Origin of the sequence: Variovorax dokdonensis, from assembly GCF_030316895.1 — a bacterium.
In the GTDB taxonomy this organism is placed as follows: domain Bacteria; phylum Pseudomonadota; class Gammaproteobacteria; order Burkholderiales; family Burkholderiaceae_C; genus Variovorax; species Variovorax dokdonensis.
Window position 1 is genome coordinate 50,254 of sequence record NZ_JASZYV010000007.1, and the last position, 15,956, is coordinate 66,209.

Annotated in this window: 17 protein-coding genes; 11 read left to right on the plus strand and 6 right to left on the minus strand. The window is 66.2% G+C overall.

What is annotated here, in order from left to right:
• Positions 1 to 56 precede the first annotated feature (56 nt).
• Positions 57 to 881: an NAD-dependent epimerase/dehydratase family protein gene (locus QTH91_RS22770; protein WP_286662457.1), complete on the minus strand. Its 825-nt coding sequence runs from the start codon at positions 879 to 881 to the stop codon at positions 57 to 59.
• Between the two features lie 59 nt (positions 882 to 940).
• Here QTH91_RS22770 and QTH91_RS22775 point away from each other — a divergent pair, with 59 nt between their 5' ends.
• From QTH91_RS22775 to QTH91_RS22795, 5 genes are all read left to right on the plus strand, one after another.
• A complete protein-coding gene (locus QTH91_RS22775) occupies positions 941 to 1,783 on the plus strand; it encodes a FadR/GntR family transcriptional regulator (RefSeq protein WP_286662458.1) in 843 nt (280 codons plus the stop codon).
• Positions 1,784 to 1,961: 178 nt separating this feature from the next.
• Positions 1,962 to 2,936: a Bug family tripartite tricarboxylate transporter substrate binding protein gene (locus QTH91_RS22780; RefSeq protein WP_286662459.1), complete on the plus strand. Its 975-nt coding sequence runs from the start codon at positions 1,962 to 1,964 to the stop codon at positions 2,934 to 2,936.
• 133 nt (positions 2,937 to 3,069) lie between these two features.
• Complete coding sequence (gene kdgD, locus QTH91_RS22785) at positions 3,070 to 3,981, plus strand: 5-dehydro-4-deoxyglucarate dehydratase (protein ID WP_286662460.1); 912 nt, start codon at positions 3,070 to 3,072, stop codon at positions 3,979 to 3,981.
• A 55-nt stretch (positions 3,982 to 4,036) separates the two neighbouring features.
• Positions 4,037 to 5,473: an aldehyde dehydrogenase family protein gene (locus tag QTH91_RS22790; RefSeq protein WP_286662461.1), complete on the plus strand. Its 1,437-nt coding sequence runs from the start codon at positions 4,037 to 4,039 to the stop codon at positions 5,471 to 5,473.
• A 97-nt stretch (positions 5,474 to 5,570) separates the two neighbouring features.
• Entirely contained in the window at positions 5,571 to 6,689 is a 1,119-nt protein-coding gene (locus QTH91_RS22795) for an SMP-30/gluconolactonase/LRE family protein (RefSeq protein WP_286662462.1), read from the plus strand.
• A gap of 19 nt (positions 6,690 to 6,708) precedes the next feature.
• Here the strand turns inward: QTH91_RS22795 and QTH91_RS22800 are convergent, their stop codons facing one another.
• On the minus strand, positions 6,709 to 7,626 hold the full coding sequence (locus QTH91_RS22800) for an AEC family transporter (protein WP_286662496.1): 918 nt from the start codon (positions 7,624 to 7,626) through the stop codon (positions 6,709 to 6,711).
• A gap of 123 nt (positions 7,627 to 7,749) precedes the next feature.
• Here QTH91_RS22800 and QTH91_RS22805 point away from each other — a divergent pair, with 123 nt between their 5' ends.
• From QTH91_RS22805 to QTH91_RS22815, 3 genes are read left to right on the plus strand one after another with little or no spacing between them, the layout of a single operon-like run.
• Positions 7,750 to 8,727 (plus strand): tripartite tricarboxylate transporter substrate binding protein BugE, encoded by a 978-nt coding sequence (locus QTH91_RS22805; RefSeq protein WP_286662463.1) that lies wholly within the window; start codon positions 7,750 to 7,752, stop codon positions 8,725 to 8,727.
• Positions 8,728 to 8,763: 36 nt separating this feature from the next.
• The gene (gene xerD, locus QTH91_RS22810) at positions 8,764 to 9,687 is read left to right on the plus strand and encodes a site-specific tyrosine recombinase XerD (protein ID WP_286662464.1); all 924 of its coding nucleotides are present in this window, start codon (positions 8,764 to 8,766) and stop codon (positions 9,685 to 9,687) included.
• A 56-nt stretch (positions 9,688 to 9,743) separates the two neighbouring features.
• Entirely contained in the window at positions 9,744 to 10,763 is a 1,020-nt protein-coding gene (locus QTH91_RS22815; protein WP_286662465.1) for a Bug family tripartite tricarboxylate transporter substrate binding protein, read from the plus strand.
• On the opposite strand, the gene QTH91_RS22820 is transcribed toward QTH91_RS22815, so the two are convergent.
• Positions 10,750 to 11,571, minus strand: a complete 822-nt coding sequence (locus QTH91_RS22820; protein ID WP_286662466.1) for a ferritin-like domain-containing protein — start codon at positions 11,569 to 11,571, stop codon at positions 10,750 to 10,752. The two genes, QTH91_RS22815 and QTH91_RS22820, sit on opposite strands and share 14 nt — an antisense overlap.
• 69 nt (positions 11,572 to 11,640) lie before the next feature.
• On the opposite strand from QTH91_RS22820, the gene QTH91_RS22825 reads away from it, so the two are divergent.
• From QTH91_RS22825 to QTH91_RS23130, 3 genes are read left to right on the plus strand one after another with little or no spacing between them, the layout of a single operon-like run.
• Positions 11,641 to 12,165, plus strand: coding sequence for a gamma carbonic anhydrase family protein (locus QTH91_RS22825; RefSeq protein WP_286662467.1), 525 nt, complete (start codon positions 11,641 to 11,643; stop codon positions 12,163 to 12,165).
• 42 nt (positions 12,166 to 12,207) lie between these two features.
• Positions 12,208 to 13,209 (plus strand): Hsp33 family molecular chaperone HslO, encoded by a 1,002-nt coding sequence (hslO, locus tag QTH91_RS22830; protein ID WP_286662468.1) that lies wholly within the window; start codon positions 12,208 to 12,210, stop codon positions 13,207 to 13,209.
• Positions 13,210 to 13,231: 22 nt separating this feature from the next.
• Positions 13,232 to 13,795 (plus strand): murein hydrolase activator EnvC family protein, encoded by a 564-nt coding sequence (locus QTH91_RS23130; RefSeq protein WP_368389484.1) that lies wholly within the window; start codon positions 13,232 to 13,234, stop codon positions 13,793 to 13,795.
• Positions 13,796 to 13,816: 21 nt separating this feature from the next.
• On the opposite strand, the gene QTH91_RS22840 is transcribed toward QTH91_RS23130, so the two are convergent.
• Genes QTH91_RS22840 through eno form a run of 3 tightly spaced genes read right to left on the minus strand, consistent with a single transcriptional unit; the run spans position 13,817 to position 15,933 of the window.
• Positions 13,817 to 14,281, minus strand: a complete 465-nt coding sequence (locus tag QTH91_RS22840) for a hypothetical protein (RefSeq protein ID WP_286662469.1) — start codon at positions 14,279 to 14,281, stop codon at positions 13,817 to 13,819.
• A 37-nt stretch (positions 14,282 to 14,318) separates the two neighbouring features.
• Positions 14,319 to 14,594 carry a cell division protein FtsB gene (gene ftsB, locus QTH91_RS22845; RefSeq protein ID WP_286662470.1) on the minus strand — a complete coding sequence of 92 codons (276 nt, stop codon included), beginning with the start codon at positions 14,592 to 14,594 and terminating at the stop codon, positions 14,319 to 14,321.
• Between the two features lie 52 nt (positions 14,595 to 14,646).
• Positions 14,647 to 15,933: a phosphopyruvate hydratase gene (gene eno, locus QTH91_RS22850; RefSeq protein WP_286662471.1), complete on the minus strand. Its 1,287-nt coding sequence runs from the start codon at positions 15,931 to 15,933 to the stop codon at positions 14,647 to 14,649.
• Positions 15,934 to 15,956 lie beyond the last annotated feature (23 nt).

Sequence of the window (15,956 nt, forward strand, 5' to 3'; positions counted from 1 at the left end):
TTGCTGTGGTGTTGAATCGGTTTTGGATGGCAGCGGGCGACAGGATGGCGCCGCAGTCATTCGAACGGGCCCTGGGCCGTGAAGGCGCCGCCCTGGTAGATGGCGTTGGGATCGGTGGGCGCGACGGGAGGCTGCGCCTCGACCTTGTCGCGGAACACTTCGGAACTGTCCTGCGGCACGAAGCCCAGAACCGCCGCGCCGGCGTTGTCCCACCACACGTCGCGGTTGGCGGAAGCGCCGTACACCACGGTGTGCTTGACGCCGGGCGTGAAGAGCGACTTCTCGATCAGCGTCGTGAGGTCGCGGTAGCTGAGCCAGGTGCTCATCATCCGGCGGTTGGCCGGCTCGGGGAACGAAGAGCCGATGCGGATCGACACGGTCTCGATGCCATAGCGGTCGAAGTAGAACTGCGCCATGTCCTCGCCGAAGGACTTGGAAAGGCCGTAGTAGCCGTCCGGTCGGCGGGCCACCGTGTTGTCCAGCTTCTCGTCCTGCTTGTAGAAGCCGATGACGTGGTTGGAACTGGCGAACACCACGCGGCCCACGCCATGGCGGCGGGCTGCTTCGTAGATGTGAAAGATGCCCTTGATGTTGCCTTCGAGGATTTCCTCGAAGGGGCGCTCCACCGAGACGCCGCCCAGGTGGACGATGGCGTCGCAGCCGGCCACCAGCGCGTCGACGGCACCCTTGTCGGCAAGGTTGCACACCACGACTTCTTCACTGGCGTCGCGCGCAGGCGCCATGTCGGCGATGTCGGAAAGGCGGACGACCTTTGCAAATGGCTTCAGCCGGTCGCGCAGGACCTTGCCCAGGCCGCCGGCGGCACCGGTGAGCAGCAGGCGTTCGACGGGGGCGGAAAGAGTTGGCGCTGTTTGTGACATTCGTAGCGGGAGGGAAGTTATCGGTTGTCGTACAACCTGAGCGGGATTATGATGTGGAGATGCCTCCAGCCGATTCGGGTAATCCCGCAGTCATCGATCCTCCGCCTGCTGCCGTCTCAGGTGTGGACGGGGCGTCGAAGGTGCGCGCCGCCTTTGTCGGTCGGCCCAGGCAGCGTGCGCGGGGACTGGCCAACGGGCTGGTCGAGGATCTGGGCGAAAAGATCCGAAGCAAGGTGCTGCAACCGGGGGACAAGCTGCCGACCGAGTCGGCCATCATGCAGGCCTTCGGCGTGAGCCGCACGGTGGTGCGCGAGGCGCTGTCGAAACTGCAGGCGGCGGGCCTGGTCGAAACCCATCACGGCGTGGGTACGTTCGTGCTGGAGCCGCGGGTGGCCGGCATGTTCCGGCTCGATCCCTCCGACATTGCCACCAGCGTGGACGTGCTGGCGGTACTGGAACTGCGGATCAGCCTGGAGACCGAATCGGCCGGGCTGGCCGCGTCGCGAAGGACGGAAGAGCATCTGGCGGCCATGCGCGCCGCGCTCGACGATTTCGAGCGCAATGTCAGCGTCGCCGGCGACACGGTGTCGCCGGACTTTCGCTTCCACCTGCAGATCGCCCAGGCCACCGGCAATCCCTACTTCGCGGACATCATGAGCCACCTGGGGACGACGCTGATTCCCCGCACGCGTGTCAATGCCATTCGCAACATCGATCGCCGGGGCGAGTACCTCAGCCGCGTCAATCGCGAGCATGAAGAAATCTATGCGGCCATCGCCCGAGGCGATCCGGAATCGGCCCGCGCCGCCATGCGCATCCACCTGACCAACAGCCGCGAACGCCTGCGCCTTGCGCGAGAGGCTGCCCAGCGCGAGGCGACCGAGGGCGGCACGCCAGCCTGAGGCATCGCGGGCGAGGCCGCGCCGCGGGCAGCGTCTTCAGCCCGCCTTTCACGAATCTTTTGATCAATTCGATGGATTTCTGTTGTTCTATGTTGTACGATGACTGATGACATAGATCGAAAAAGCGGGACACAGAGCCGCTGACGATCTTTCTTCCACTCTCACTCGGAGACAGACAATGGCCTTGAATCGGCGTGTGTTCGTTGCCGGCGCCCTCGGCGCGGCGGCCCTGGCAGGCGGAATGGCGCATGCCGCGCAGGATTGGCCCACCAGGCCGATCAAGCTCATCGTTCCCTATCCGCCGGGCGGGTCGTCGGACATCATCGCCCGATCCATCAGCGTGCCGCTCTCGGCTGCGCTCGGCCAGTCGGTCATCGTCGAGAACAAGCCGGGGGCCAATGGCAACCTGGGCGCGGACTTCGTGGCCAAGGCGCCGGCCGATGGCTACACGCTGCTGCTGTGCGATGTAGGCGCGCTGGCGATCAGCCCGTCCGTCTACACCAAGCTCAGCTTCGACCCGAGCAAGGACCTGCGCGGCGTGACCATGCTGGCTTATTCGCCGCACCTGCTGGTCGTGCATCCGTCGGTCAAGGCCAACAACCTCAAGGAACTGGTCGCACTGTCCAAGACCAGCGACCTGAACTTCGCTGTGACCGCTACCGGCAGCGCGCCACACCTGGCAGGTGTGGCGCTGCAGCGCGCGGTCGACGCCAAGTGGACCTACGTGCCGTACAAGGGTGGGGTCCAGGCCATCCAGGACACGGTGTCCGGCCAGACCCAGGTGCTGATGAACGGCATGCTGGCCACGCTGCCGCACGTGCAATCCGGCAAGCTCAAGGTGCTGGGCGTTTCCAAGGCAACCCGCATGCCGCTGATCGGCGAAGTGCCCACCATCGCGGAGCAGGGCGCGCCTGGATTCGAGTCCGGCACATGGCAAGGCGTGAAAGCGCCGCGCGGCACGCCTGACGCGATCGTGCAGCGCTTGAACAAGGCGCTGATCGAAGCCATCCGCACGCCCGACATCCGCTCCCGACTCGCCGGCCAGGGCGCCGAGGTCGTGACGATGACGCCGGCCGAGGAAGAGCAGTTCTTCAACAAGGAGCGTGCGCGCTGGGCCCAGGTCGTGCGCGCCGCCGACATCCGACTCGACTGACGGGCGCGGGCGCTGCAAGCCGGCGCTCCGACTTTCGCCATGTCGGCGCGGGTCGATCCGATTTGATAGCGCTATCAAGCCCGCAGTCACCACGTTTTTCCCCTGACCCCTTTTTCCGGAACATCGCAGAAAAATGAATCCGCAAGAACTCAAGACGATCATGGGCTCCGGCCTGCTGTCCTTCCCCGTGACGGACTTCGATGCCGAAGGCAACTTCAACAAGAAGGGCTATGTCGAGCGCCTCGAATGGCTCGCGCCCTACGGCGCCAGCGCCTTGTTCGCGGCCGGCGGCACGGGCGAATATTTCTCGCTCACGGGCCATGAATATCCGCAGATCATCCAGACCGCCGTCGAGACCTGCCGCGGCAAGGTGCCGATCATCGCCGGCGCAGGCGGTCCCACCCGCTTCGCCATCGAATGCGCGCAGGCCGCCGAGAAGGCCGGTGCGCACGGCATCCTGCTGATGCCGCACTACCTCACCGAAGCCGGCCAGGACGGCCTGGCCGCGCATGTGGAAGAGGTCTGCAAGAGCGTGAAGTTCGGTGTCGTGGTCTACAACCGCGCGCAGAGCAAGTTCAAGCCCGAGACGCTGGCACGACTGGCCGAGCGCAACCCCAACCTGGTCGGCTTCAAGGACGGCGTGGGCGACATCGAGGCCATGGTCTCGATCTACCAGCGCATGGGCGACCGCTTCGCCTACCTCGGTGGCCTGCCGACGGCGGAGGTCTATGCCGCGGCCTACAAGGCACTGGGCACGCCGGTCTATTCGTCCGCGGTCTTCAACTTCATCCCCAAGACTGCGATGGAGTTCTACGCCGCCGTGCGCGACGACGACATGAAGACGCAGCACCGTCTGCTGAAGGACTTCTTCATGCCCTACCTGGACATCCGCAACCGCATGCAGGGCTATGCGGTCAGCATCGTCAAGGCGGGCGCCAAGATCGTCGGCCATGGCGCCGGCCCGGTCCGCGCGCCGCTGACCGATCTGAAGCCCGAAGAGGTGGAGATGCTCAAGGCGCTGATCGACAAGCTCGGTCCGCAATAACGCCGCATCCACAGCCGCCCGGCTTGCCGGGCGCCCTATCGCGAGGAGATTCGACATGCAACAACACGACAACCTGATCGGCGGCGAATGGGTCAAGGGCAAGCGCTACAGCCCGAACCTCAACCCGTCCAACCTCGGCGACACCATCGCGGAGTACGCGCAAGGCGATGCCGCGGATGTGGAAGCCGCCGTGGCTGCCGCGATGGCCGCGTTCCCCGCCTGGGCCACCGGCAGCGTGCAGGCACGTTCCGACGCGCTCGACAAGATCGGTAACGAGATCCTGGCGCGCAAGGAAGAACTGGGCACGTTGTTGGCTCGCGAGGAGGGCAAGACCAAGCCCGAAGGCATCGGGGAAGCGACGCGCGCAGGCCACATCTTCAAGTTCTTCGCCGGCGAATGCCTGCGCCTGGCGGGCGAGGTGCTGCCTTCGGTGCGCCCGAACATCGGCGTGGAGATCACGCGCGAGCCGGTCGGCGTCGTGGGCCTCATCACTCCCTGGAACTTCCCCATCGCCATTCCGGCGTGGAAGATCGCGCCAGCGCTGGCGTTTGGCAATTGCGTGGTGCTCAAGCCGGCGGACCTCGTGCCGGGTTGTGCCTGGGCGCTGGCCGAGATCATCAGCCGCTCGGGCATCGCGCCGGGCGTGTTCAATCTTGTGATGGGCCGCGGCAGTGTCATCGGCAATGCGCTGGTGCAGCACCCCAACGTGCATGCGATCAGCTTCACCGGCTCGGTGGGCGTGGGTCGCGGCATTGCGGTCGAATGCGTCAAGAGCGGCAAGAAGGTGCAGCTGGAAATGGGCGGCAAGAACCCGCAGGTGGTCCTGGACGACGCCGATCTGGCCCAGGCCGTGGAGCTGAGCGTGCAAAGCGCCTTCTATTCCACTGGCCAGCGCTGCACGGCGTCGAGCCGCCTGATCGTGACCGAGGGCATCTACCCGAAGTTCATCGAGGCAATGAAGGAGCGCATGGCGAAGATCAAGGTGGGCGATGCGCTGGCACAGGGCACGGACGTCGGGCCGGTGTCGAGCCAGAGCCAGCTCGAGCAGGATCTGGGCTACGTCGAGATCGGCAAGAGCGAAGGCGCCACGCTGGCCGTGGGTGGCGAACGGCTCACGCTGGGCACCGAGGGCTACTACATGGCGCCGGCTCTGTTCAGCGACAGCGGCAAGGACATGCGCATCAACCGCGAGGAGATCTTCGGCCCTGTCGCCAGCGTGATCAGGGTCAAGAACTACGAGGAAGCGCTGGCCACGGCCAACGATACCGAGTTCGGCTTGTCCGCCGGCATTGCCACGACCAGCCTGAAGTACGCCACGCACTTCAAGCGCCACAGCCAGGCCGGCATGGTCATGGTCAACCTGCCCACCGCGGGCGTGGACTACCACGTGCCGTTCGGCGGGCGCAAGGGTTCGAGCTACGGCCCGCGCGAGCAGGGTCGCTATGCGCAGGAGTTCTTCACCACGGTGAAGACGGCCTACACGCTGGCGTAGAGCGAGCGAGAAGCCAAAGCGGCAAGCAAGGGCGTCGGACAACGGGTTCGGCGCCCTTTTTTTTTATCGGCAGGCATCAACAAGAAGGAGACGAGACATGGAGCAGAAGGACAGCGGGAACGGACGCCGCAACTTCCTCATCAAGGCGAGCACCGCCAGTGCATTCGCGACCCTGGGCGGCAGCGCTGCCGCACAGGCTTTCGCGTTCAAGCCCAATCAGCGCTACCCCGACCCGGTGGTGCAGATCCTCGACCCAAGCTTTGCCAAGTACCGCATCTACAGCAGCACGCTGGAGCAGGTGGCCACCGGCATGCGCTGGGCGGAAGGCCCGGTGTACTTCCCGGCAGCGGGTGGGGCGCCCGGCTACCTGCTGGTGAGCGACATTCCCAACAACCGCATCATGAAGTTCAACGAGAAGGACGGCAGCTTCACCGTCTTTCGCCAGAACGCGAACTACGCCAACGGCAACACGCGCGACCGGCAGGGCCGCCTGCTGACCTGCGAGCATTCGGTCACCCGGCGCGTGGTGCGCACCGAGAAGGACGGCAAGATCACCGTGCTGGCCGACCGTTTCGAGGGCAAGCGCCTGAATGCGCCCAACGACATCGTCGTCAAGTCGGACGACAGCGTCTGGTTCACCGATCCCACCTTCGGCATCAACGGCGAATGGGAAGGCAGTCGCGCCAAGCCCGAGCAGGCCACCACCAATGTGTACCGCGTGGGCACCGACGGCAAGATCAGCGCGGTCATCACCGACCTGGTCAATCCCAACGGACTGGCTTTCTCGCCCGATGAGAAGAAGCTCTACGTCGTCGAGTGGAAGGGCACGCCCAACCGCAGCATCTGGAGCTTCGACGTCGGCGCCGATGGCACCGTGTCGAACAAGACCAAGCTGATCGATGCGGCGGACTTCGGCGCGCTCGACGGCTTCAAGGTCGATCGAGACGGCAACCTGTGGTGCGGCTGGGGCAGCAACGGGGCGCTGAATGCCGAGCCCACCGACATCGTCGGGCGCAAGGTGTACCAGTTGAAGGGGCGCTCCGAAGACCTGGACGGCGTTCGCGTCTTCAATGCCGAGGGCAAGCCGCTGGCACACATCCAACTGCCTGAACGGTGCGCCAACCTGTGCTTTGGCGGCCCGAAGAACAACCGCCTGTACATGGCGAGCAGCCATTCGCTGTACGCCATGTATTTCGAGGCGCACGGCGCCACCTGAGTCGAGGCCGCCCTCCGGGCTACCTCGGCAGGGCCAGCGCGAACGGCAGGCTGGCCGCGGCAAGCAGCGTGGACAAGGTGACCAGCCCTGCCACGAACGGCCCGTTGTAGCCCATCCGCGAAGCCAGCACGTAGGCGCTGGAGGCGGTTGGCACGGCGGAGAACGCCATCAGCACCACCGCCTGCGCCGCGTCGAGCTTGAGCGCATGCACCAGCCCCCAGGCCACCAGCGGCAGGATGAAGTGTCGGATCGACAGCACCGACACGGCCAGCGCCTTGCCGCGCCCCAGCGTCGCGAACTGCATGCCCGCGCCGGCCGCCATCAGGCCCAGGGCCAGAGATGCGCCGCCGATGCGCGTCAGCGTGGGCGTCAGCCAGTTGGGCACGGTCAAGCCCAGCACATTGGCCAGCAGGCCCGACGCGGTGGCGATGATGAGCGGGTTGCGCACCAGTTGCCGCAGGAATCCGGTATTGCCGTGGCGTGCCATGGGCCAGACCGATGCGACGTTGAGCAGCGGCACGCACACGCCGATCAGCACCGCGATCAGCAGCAACCCTTGCGCGCCGGCCAGGCGCTCGGACAGCGTCAGGCAGATGAAGGAGTTGAAGCGAAAAGCCACCTGCACGCTGGCGGCATGGTCCGCGCGGCTGATGTAATGGCGCAGCCAGGGCAGCCAGGGCAGGCTGTACGACAGGCCGATGCCGATCAGGCTCATCGTGACGCCCGCGCCGAGCAGGCTGGATGTCGCGCCGAAGTCCAGCGGGCTGCGGACGATGGAATGGAACAGCAGGACTGGAAAGAGAAAGTAGTAAACGAGGCTTTCGACCTGGTCCCAAACGCGCCGATTGAGTGCCGTGTAGCGGCAAAGCGCCCAGCCGCATGCGATGAGGGAAAAATCGGGAAAGAGCAGTTGCGCGTAGTTCACCGCCCCGAGCATACGGGGTGCGGCTCGCACGTCGATGCGTGCACGCGACCTCGCGCCGGCGCGAAAGGCACGCCGCTTGCGGCTAGCATTCACCTTTCATCCACAAACTACGACACCTTCTGGAGTCCCCCGAACATGCTTCATCGCCGTACGCTGATTGCCCTCGCCGCCGGAACGACCTTGCTGGGTGCCGCCGGCTCCAGCCTGGCCCAGGCCTATCCTGAAAAGCCGATCGAACTGCAGGTGCCATTCGCGCCCGGCGGAACGACGGACATCGTGGCCCGCGTCATCTCCGAGCCGCTGGGCAAGGCGCTCGGCCAGCCCGTGGTGGTGATCAACAAGGCGGGCGGCGGCGGCATCGTCGGCGCCAACGAGACGGCCAAAGCCGCACCCGACGGCTACAAGCTGGGCGTGGCGACCGTCTCGAGCACGGCGGCCAACCCGGCCATCAATCCAAAGGTGCCGTACAACCCGGTGACCGACTTCACGCCCATCATCAACCTGGCCGCCACGCCCAACGTGATCGCCGTGAACCCGGGCTTTCCGGCCAAGAACTACGCCGAGTTCGTCGCCGAGCTCAAGCGCAACCCGGGCAAGTATTCGTACGGCAGCTCGGGTACGGGCGGCATCGGCCACCTGCTGATGGAGCTCTACAAGAGCCTGTCGAACACGTTCGTCACGCACATTCCCTACCGTGGTGCCGGCCCCGCTCTCAATGACGTGGTGGCCGGCCAGGTGCCGATCATCTTCGACAACCTGCCTTCCGCGCTGCCCTTCATCAAGACCGGCCGCCTGGTCCCGATCGTCGTGGCGGCCCCACAGCGGCTGAAGGATCTGCCCAACGTCCCGACCTTCAAGGAAGTGGGCCTGGAGCCGGTGAACCGCATGGCCTACTACGGCATCCTGGGACCCAAGGGCATGCCCAAGGACGTGGTCGACAAGATCAGCGCAGCGGCCAAGCAGGCGCTCAACGACCCGGCCACGCGCAAGCGCATCGAAGACACGGGTTCGCTGGTGATCGGCAACAGCCCCGAGGAATTCGCCGAGCAGATCAAGGCCGAGTACGGCGTCTACAAGGACGTCGTTGCCAAGCAGAAGCTGAGCGTCGAGTAACTTGCGCGCGGCAGCCAGCGAGTGCGGGACGGGGAAGTGAGGCGATCGGCCACTGTTCGCGCTCAGGCTGCGCCCACGCAGCCCGGCATCGATGAGTTCATCGACGGGCTGTGGCTGGAGCATGGCTTGTCCAGCAACACGCTGGCGGCCTATCGACGCGACCTGGTCCTGCTGGCCCAATGGCTGGGCGAGCGCGGGGGCACGCTCGACGCTGCGCGCGAGCACGACCTGCACGGCTACATGGGCGCGCGACTGGCGGAAAAGGGCAAGGCCACATCGGCCAACCGGCGCCTGACGGTGTTCAAGCGCTACTACCGCTGGGCACTGCGCGAGAAGCGCGTTGCCGTCGATCCCACCTTGCGCCTGGTGCCTGCGCGCCAGGCGCTGCGCGTGCCCAAGACGCTGACGGAGTCGCAGGTGGAGCAGCTGCTAGCCGCGCCCGACCTGTCGACCCCTCTGGGCCTGCGCGACCGCGCCATGCTGGAGCTGATGTACGCCAGTGGACTGCGCGTGAGCGAGCTCGTTCTGCTCAAGGTCTTCGAGCTGAGTCTGGCCGACGGCGTGCTGCGCGTGATGGGCAAGGGCAGCAAGGAACGGCTGGTGCCCTTCGGCGCCGAGGCACGGCGCTGGATCGATCGCTACCTGAAAGAGGCGCGCGAGGAGATCCTGGCCGGGCAGCAGACGGCCGACCTCTTCGTCACGGCGCGCGGCGCGGGCATGACGCGCGTGATGTTCTGGATCATCGTCAAGAAGCACGCATCGGCGGCAGGCATCCGCGTGCCGCTGTCGCCGCATACGCTGCGGCACGCGTTCGCCACCCATCTGCTCAATCACGGCGCGGACCTGCGCGCCGTTCAGATGCTGCTGGGCCACGCGGACATTTCCACGACCACCATCTATACCCACGTCGCGCGTGAGCGATTGCGCCAGTTGCACGAACAGCATCACCCGCGCGGCTGAACATACCGGCCAAGCCAACAGCAACGCAGGCATGCCTGAAGGGCATGCGGACCATCATGAGAACGACTTCAAGCAAGAACGAACCCGTCCTTTCCCGCCGTGCCTTCGTGGGTCTTCCCCTGGCCAGCGCGGCGCTGTGGAGCGCTGGTGTCCACGCGCAGGCGCAGACCGCGGCGCCCGCGTTGCCGAAGACGCTGCGCCTGATCGTGGCCTATCCGACCGGCGGCGTGAGCGACGTGGTGGCACGCGCCCTGGGCGACAAGCTGGCGCTGCAGACCGGCATGGCCGTCGTGGTGGAAAACAAGGCGGGCGCCAGCGGCACCATCGGCATGGACGCCGTCGCCAAGGCCGCGCCCGACGGCAGCGTGCTCGGGTTCTCGGCGGTCAGCCCTTTGGCGCTCAACCCTTTCCTGCATCCGTCGCCCTTCGATCCGAAGAAGGACATCGCGCCCGTGATCGACGTGATGGTCTCGCCCGTATTGATCCTGGCCACGCCAGCCTACAAGGGCGCCGACTTCGCCACCCTGATCAAGGAAGCCAAGGCGTCTCCGGGCGCGATCCGCTGGGCGACCTCGGGCCAGGCTTCGCTGGGCCACATCTTGCTGGCGCAATTGCGCGCGGCGGCCAAGGTGGACATCACCCATGTGCCGTACAAAGGCGGTGGACAGCAGATGAACGACGCGCTGGGCGGGCAGTTCGAGATCCTGTCGGTCAATGCCGGGCCGACGCTGGCGCCGCACATTCGCAGCGGCAAGCTGCGCCCGCTGGCCGTCGGCGCACCTGCGCGCCTGGCGAGCCTGCCCGACGTGCCGACCTTGGACGAGTTGGGCTACGTGGCGGCCAACCTGTCGTCACGCTTCGGCATCTTCGCTCCCGCCGGCCTGCCCGCGCCGCTGCTGGAGCGCTACAACAGCGAGTTCAACCAGGCGCTGGCCAGCCCGGAGATCGCCGCCAAGCTCAAGGCCACCGACAACCAGGCGGTGGGCGGCAGCGCGGCCGATTTCGTGCGCTCCATCAACCGCGAGCGCGAGGCCAATCAACGCATTATTCGCGCAGCGGGCATCAAGGCCGAATAGGGGCCTGGGCGTCGAGCGCGCGCAGTTCGGCCTCGCTGAAGCCGGCGCGGCCTCGCGCCTCGTGGTTGAACGGCGGCTTCAGGCGCGGCGCCTCGTAGCGGGCCACGAGTTGCGGGTAGAGCGTCTCCGGGTCCTGGCCCGTGCGCTCGCACAACCAGCGATACCAGTGATTGCCGATGGCCACATGCCCCACTTCGTCGCGCAGGATGATGTCGAGGATGGCCACGGCCGCATGGGCGTCCGGCGTGTTCACGCGCCGCAGCTTGGCCTGGATGAGCGGCGTGGCATCGAGCCCGCGGGCTTCGAGCGTTCGCGGCACCAGCGCCATGCGGGCCAGCACGTCGCCGGCGGTGCGCTCGCACATGGTCCACAGGCCGTCGTGGCCGGGAAAGTCGCCATAGCGATGGCCCATGGCCTGTAGGTGCGCATGCAGGAGCGTGAAGTGCTGGGCCTCCTCGTCGGCCACGCGAAGCCAGTCGCGGTAGTAGTCGGGCGGCATGCCGTCGAAGCGCCACAGCGCGTCGAGCGCGAGGTTGATGGCGTTGAATTCGATGTGGCAGATGCTGTGCACCAGCGCCGCACGGCCGTCGGCGGTGAACGGCGAGCGGCGCGGTACGGCGGTCGCCGCGACGCGTGCCGGCTTCTCGGGCCGGCCGGGCACGCCGGCATCGTCGCCGGGCGATCGGATCGCGCTGCCGTCGCCCATCAAGTGCAGGTCGTCGCTCGCCGCCAGGGCGCGCGTGGCGGCGACCTTGGCATCGCAGTCGGCGAGGCGCAAGGCCTCCAGGGCGCGCAGGCGTGGGTGCATCCCTACAATTCTAGGCAGGCGTCCGCTCGATCCTGGGCGACGCGATCATCAGCAGCGAAAGGATCCCCAATGGCCGTATACGAACTCGATGGCGTGGCGCCGAAGTTGGAAGCGGGCGCCTGGGTGGCGGACAGCGCCCAGGTGATCGGCAACGTACACCTGGGCGAAGACGCCAGCGTGTGGTTTGGCGTGGTGGTCCGTGGCGACAATGAAACCGTCCACATCGGCCGTGCGACCAACATCCAGGACCTGTCGGCCCTGCATTCGGATGCGGGCGTGCCGCTGACCATCGGCGACAACGTCACGGTCGGCCACATGGTGATGCTGCATGGCTGCACCATCGGCGACAACTCCCTCATCGGCATCGGCTCGGTGGTCTTGAACAATGCGCGCATCGGCCGCAACTGCATTGTCGGCAGCGGCAGCGTGGTGACCGAGGGCAAGGAGTTTCCGGACAACTCGCTGATCATCGGCGTCCCGGCCAAGGTGGTCCGCACGCTCGACGATGCGGCTGCCGAGCGCATGCGCGCCAATGCCGAACACTATGTCCGCAACAGCCAGCGCTTTGCCAAGGGCTTGCGGCGCATCTCCTAAAAACAGATCCTGAATGCGGCAACCCCGCCAAGGAAAACGACTTTGAGCGAGCTTCACAAATTCCTGTTCGACGGTCTGCCGGTGCGCGGCATGATCGTCCGACTGACCGACACGTGGCAGGAAATCCTGGCGCGTCGCGCGTCGAACACCCACACCGGGGCCTATGCGCAGCCGGTGGCCGAGCTGCTTGGCGAGATGACCGCGGCGGCGGCGCTCATGCAGGCCAACATCAAGTTCCAGGGGCAGTTGATCCTGCAGATCTTCGGCGACGGGCCTGTGCGCGTTGCCGTGGCCGAAGCCCGGCCTGACCTGAGTCTGCGCTCCACCGCCAGCGTGGCCGGGGCGGTGGCGGACGACGCGACCTTGCAGGACATGGTCAACGCGGTCCACAAGGGCCGCTGCGCCATCACGCTGGATCCGGCGGACCGCCAGCCTGGCCAGCAGCCCTATCAGGGCGTGGTGCCGCTCGTGGATGCCCAGAACCGGCCGATGAACAGCATGGCCGAGGTGCTGCAGCACTACATGCGCCAGAGCGAGCAGCTCGAGACCACGCTGGTGCTGGCGGCCGACGACAAGGTGGCCGCGGGCCTGTTGATCCAGCGCCTTCCCACCGAAGGCGGCGGCAATCTGGCCGGGCAGGGCGCATCCGCGCCGGAAGGCATTTCGCTGGAGGGCGACGCCGATCCTGACGAAGACTACCGCCGCATCTCCATCCTCGCCAGCAGCCTCACGCGCGAGGAACTGCTCGGGCTCGATGTCGAAACGGTCTTGCGCCGCCTGTTCTGGGAAGAGAAGGTGCTGCGTTTTCCGCCGCAGGCCGGCATGTTGGGGCCGCACTTCCGCTGCACCTGCAGCCGCGAGCGCGTGATCGGCATGATCCGCGGCCTGGGCGAGACCGAGGCCGACGAGATCGTCGCCGAGCGCGGCGACATCGAGGTCGGCTGCGATTTCTGCGGCAAGCAATACCGCTTCGATTCGGTGGACGTGGCGCAGATCTTCACCGCGGCGGGCGATCAGTTGCCTGGCAGCGGAACGGTCCAGTAGCGGGGGTGCGGGTTTGTCGAAATTGAGTCGTGTTGTCAGCGCCGGGAAGTGGCTCCCGGTTTCGGCGGTCGTGATGGTGTTGGCGCTGGCGGGGTGTGCGAGCGACCCGGGCGCATCGGGCGGCGGCAAGTCGTCTGGCCATTCTTCCGATCGGGGTTCGAGCAAGCCCGAGGCCGTGTCCAAGAGAAGGCCCGGGTCGAACTCGAACGGCGCAGGGAACGTCTCGCGCAGCTTCGCCCGGCCGGCCAACGGGAACGTGATCGCCCGTTTCGATGGCCGCAGCAACAAGGGCATGGACTTCGGCGGGGCAGTGGGCGATCCGGTGCGCGCCGCGGATGCGGGCACGGTGGTCTACGCGTCCAACGGCATGCGTGGCTATGGGCAGCTGGTCATCATCGACCACGATGCCACCTACCTCACGGCCTATGCGCACAACAGCGCGATCCTGGTCAAGCAGGGGCAGAAGGTCACTCGCGGCCAGCAGATCGCCAAGATGGGCAAGACCGATTCGGACCGCGTGAAGCTGCATTTCGAGGTCCGGCGCAATTCGGTGGCGGTGGACCCGGAGCCTTACATCAGCCAGTGACGGCTTGAGCGGGGCGCAGCGTCAGGCCACATCGCCCTCGCGCTTTGCGAGCAGGTCGCGAAAAAGGCGATGCTCGCATTCCGGGTCGGAGCATTTGTCGCACCGCCAGAGTGTGCCCGGCCCGACTGGAGAGCTTCGGGATTCGGCGGGCTGCAACGTCCTCGCCTCCGTCGGCAACATGCCCAGGCGCAGCGCTGCCAGTGTCCATGCCGCTGTTATTTGCGCGCGGATATCGCCGTGCAGCACTGAAAAAGGCAGGCCGAGTCGTGCCAGTTGCTCGCGCCATGGCCCATCCTCAATTGCGGAATGCAGCAGCAGATGAAGGCTCTGCCCATGCGCCGCTTCATCAGAAGCGACCTGCTGACGCACGGTGATCGTGGCATCGGCCTGGCGCGCAAGACGCTCCAGCGCGCGCGCCAACTCGCCGCGAGCCTCCTCGGCTCCGCCCAGCAGAACGATCGTGAGTTGGGGACGCATGGCACGCATTCACCCGGCGCGCAGGCCGGGCGACGTCGTGAAGAGCTTACTTGGCCGACTGGACGAAGACCTCGTTGGGCTTGACCATGCCCAGCTCGGTCCGTGCACGTTCTTCGACCATTTCCAGGCCTTCCTGAAGATCGCGCACTTCGGAGGCCAGCCGCTCGTTGGCGGCCGCTGCCTTGGCGTTGGCGGCCATGGCTGCATCCAGCTGGTCGCGCTGGCGCGCCACATCAGGAATGCTGCCCCGGCCACTCCAGAGCTGGTATTGCAGAATGATCAGCAGCACCACCATCACCATCGGAACGATGCGAAAGCGCATGAAGCGTCGGGCTCTTCTGGGGTTCTAAGGTGCCGCTGGGTACCGGCGCCGCTCAACGCAGGTTGTAGAACGCAGCGCGGCCGGGGTAGGTGGCGATGTCGCCCAGGTCTTCCTCGATGCGCAGCAACTGGTTGTACTTCGCCATGCGGTCCGAACGCGACAGCGAGCCGGTCTTGATCTGGCCTGCATTGGTGCCCACCGCGATGTCCGCGATGGTGCTGTCCTCGGTCTCGCCCGAGCGGTGGCTGATGACGGCCGTGTAGCCAGCGCGCTTGGCCATCTCGATGGCGGCGAAGGTTTCGGTCAGCGTACCGATCTGGTTGATCTTGATCAGGATCGAGTTGCCGATGCCCTTCTCGATGCCTTCCTGCAGGATCTTGGTGTTGGTGACGAACAGGTCGTCGCCCACCAGTTGCACCTTCTTGCCCAGGCGCTCGGTGAGCAGCTTCCAGCCGTCCCAGTCGCCTTCGTGCATGCCGTCTTCGATGCTGATGATCGGGTACTTGTCGCACCAGGTGGCCAGCATGTCCGTCCATTGGGCGGCGTCGAGCGACAGGCCGCCTTCGCCTTCGAGCACGTACTTGCCGTCCTTGTAGAACTCGCTGGCGGCGCAGTCCAGGCCCAGCGCGATCTGCTCGCCGGCCACGAAGCCGGCCTTGTCGATGGCCTCGAGGATCATCTGGATCGCCGCTTCATGGTTCTCGACGCTGGGGGCAAAGCCGCCTTCGTCGCCCACGGCGGTGCTGATGCCCTTGTCGTGCAGGATCTTCTTGAGTGCGTGAAACACCTCGGCGCCGTAGCGCAGGGCTTCGCGGAAGGTCGGTGCGCCCACCGGAATGATCATGAACTCCTGCAGGTCGAGGCTGTTGTTCGCATGCGCGCCGCCGTTGATGACGTTCATCATCGGCACCGGCATCTGCATGCCGCCCATGCCGCCGAAGTAGCGATACAGGGGCAGGCCGGACTCTTCGGCCGCGGCGCGCGCCACGGCCATCGAGACGGCCAGCATGGCGTTGGCGCCCAGGCGGCTCTTGTTCTCGGTGCCGTCCAGGTCGAGCAGCGTGCGGTCAAGGAAGGCCTGCTCGCTGGCGTCCAGGCCCAGCACGGCCTCGGAGATCTCGGTGTTGATGTTCTCGACGGCCTTGAGCACGCCCTTGCCGAGGTAGCGGCCCTTGTCGCCATCGCGCAGTTCGATGGCCTCGCGCGATCCGGTCGATGCGCCCGAAGGCACGGCTGCGCGGCCCATGGTGCCGGATTCCAGCAGGACGTCGCATTCGACGGTGGGGTTGCCGCGGCTGTCGAGAATCTCGCGGCCGACGATGTCAACGATTGCGCTCATGTAATCAGCTTCCTAAAACAAAA

What these genes read in the sequence shown, in the direction of transcription:
- QTH91_RS22790 (WP_286662461.1), top strand. Translation starts at nt 4,037, where the DNA reads ATGCAACAACACGACAACCTGATCGGCGGCGAATGGGTCAAGGGCAAG.
- QTH91_RS22800 (WP_286662496.1), bottom strand. Translation starts at nt 7,626, where the DNA reads ATGCTCGGGGCGGTGAACTACGCGCAACTGCTCTTTCCCGATTTTTCC.
- QTH91_RS22775 (WP_286662458.1), top strand. Translation starts at nt 941, where the DNA reads ATGCCTCCAGCCGATTCGGGTAATCCCGCAGTCATCGATCCTCCGCCT.
- QTH91_RS22840 (WP_286662469.1), bottom strand. Translation starts at nt 14,281, where the DNA reads ATGCGTGCCATGCGTCCCCAACTCACGATCGTTCTGCTGGGCGGAGCC.
- QTH91_RS22825 (WP_286662467.1), top strand. Translation starts at nt 11,641, where the DNA reads ATGGCCGTATACGAACTCGATGGCGTGGCGCCGAAGTTGGAAGCGGGC.
- QTH91_RS22815 (WP_286662465.1), top strand. Translation starts at nt 9,744, where the DNA reads ATGAGAACGACTTCAAGCAAGAACGAACCCGTCCTTTCCCGCCGTGCC.
- QTH91_RS22820 (WP_286662466.1), bottom strand. Translation starts at nt 11,571, where the DNA reads ATGCACCCACGCCTGCGCGCCCTGGAGGCCTTGCGCCTCGCCGACTGC.
- ftsB (WP_286662470.1), bottom strand. Translation starts at nt 14,594, where the DNA reads ATGCGCTTTCGCATCGTTCCGATGGTGATGGTGGTGCTGCTGATCATT.
- QTH91_RS22780 (WP_286662459.1), top strand. Translation starts at nt 1,962, where the DNA reads ATGGCCTTGAATCGGCGTGTGTTCGTTGCCGGCGCCCTCGGCGCGGCG.
- QTH91_RS22795 (WP_286662462.1), top strand. Translation starts at nt 5,571, where the DNA reads ATGGAGCAGAAGGACAGCGGGAACGGACGCCGCAACTTCCTCATCAAG.
- eno (WP_286662471.1), bottom strand. Translation starts at nt 15,933, where the DNA reads ATGAGCGCAATCGTTGACATCGTCGGCCGCGAGATTCTCGACAGCCGC.
- QTH91_RS22770 (WP_286662457.1), bottom strand. Translation starts at nt 881, where the DNA reads ATGTCACAAACAGCGCCAACTCTTTCCGCCCCCGTCGAACGCCTGCTG.
- QTH91_RS22805 (WP_286662463.1), top strand. Translation starts at nt 7,750, where the DNA reads ATGCTTCATCGCCGTACGCTGATTGCCCTCGCCGCCGGAACGACCTTG.
- kdgD (WP_286662460.1), top strand. Translation starts at nt 3,070, where the DNA reads ATGAATCCGCAAGAACTCAAGACGATCATGGGCTCCGGCCTGCTGTCC.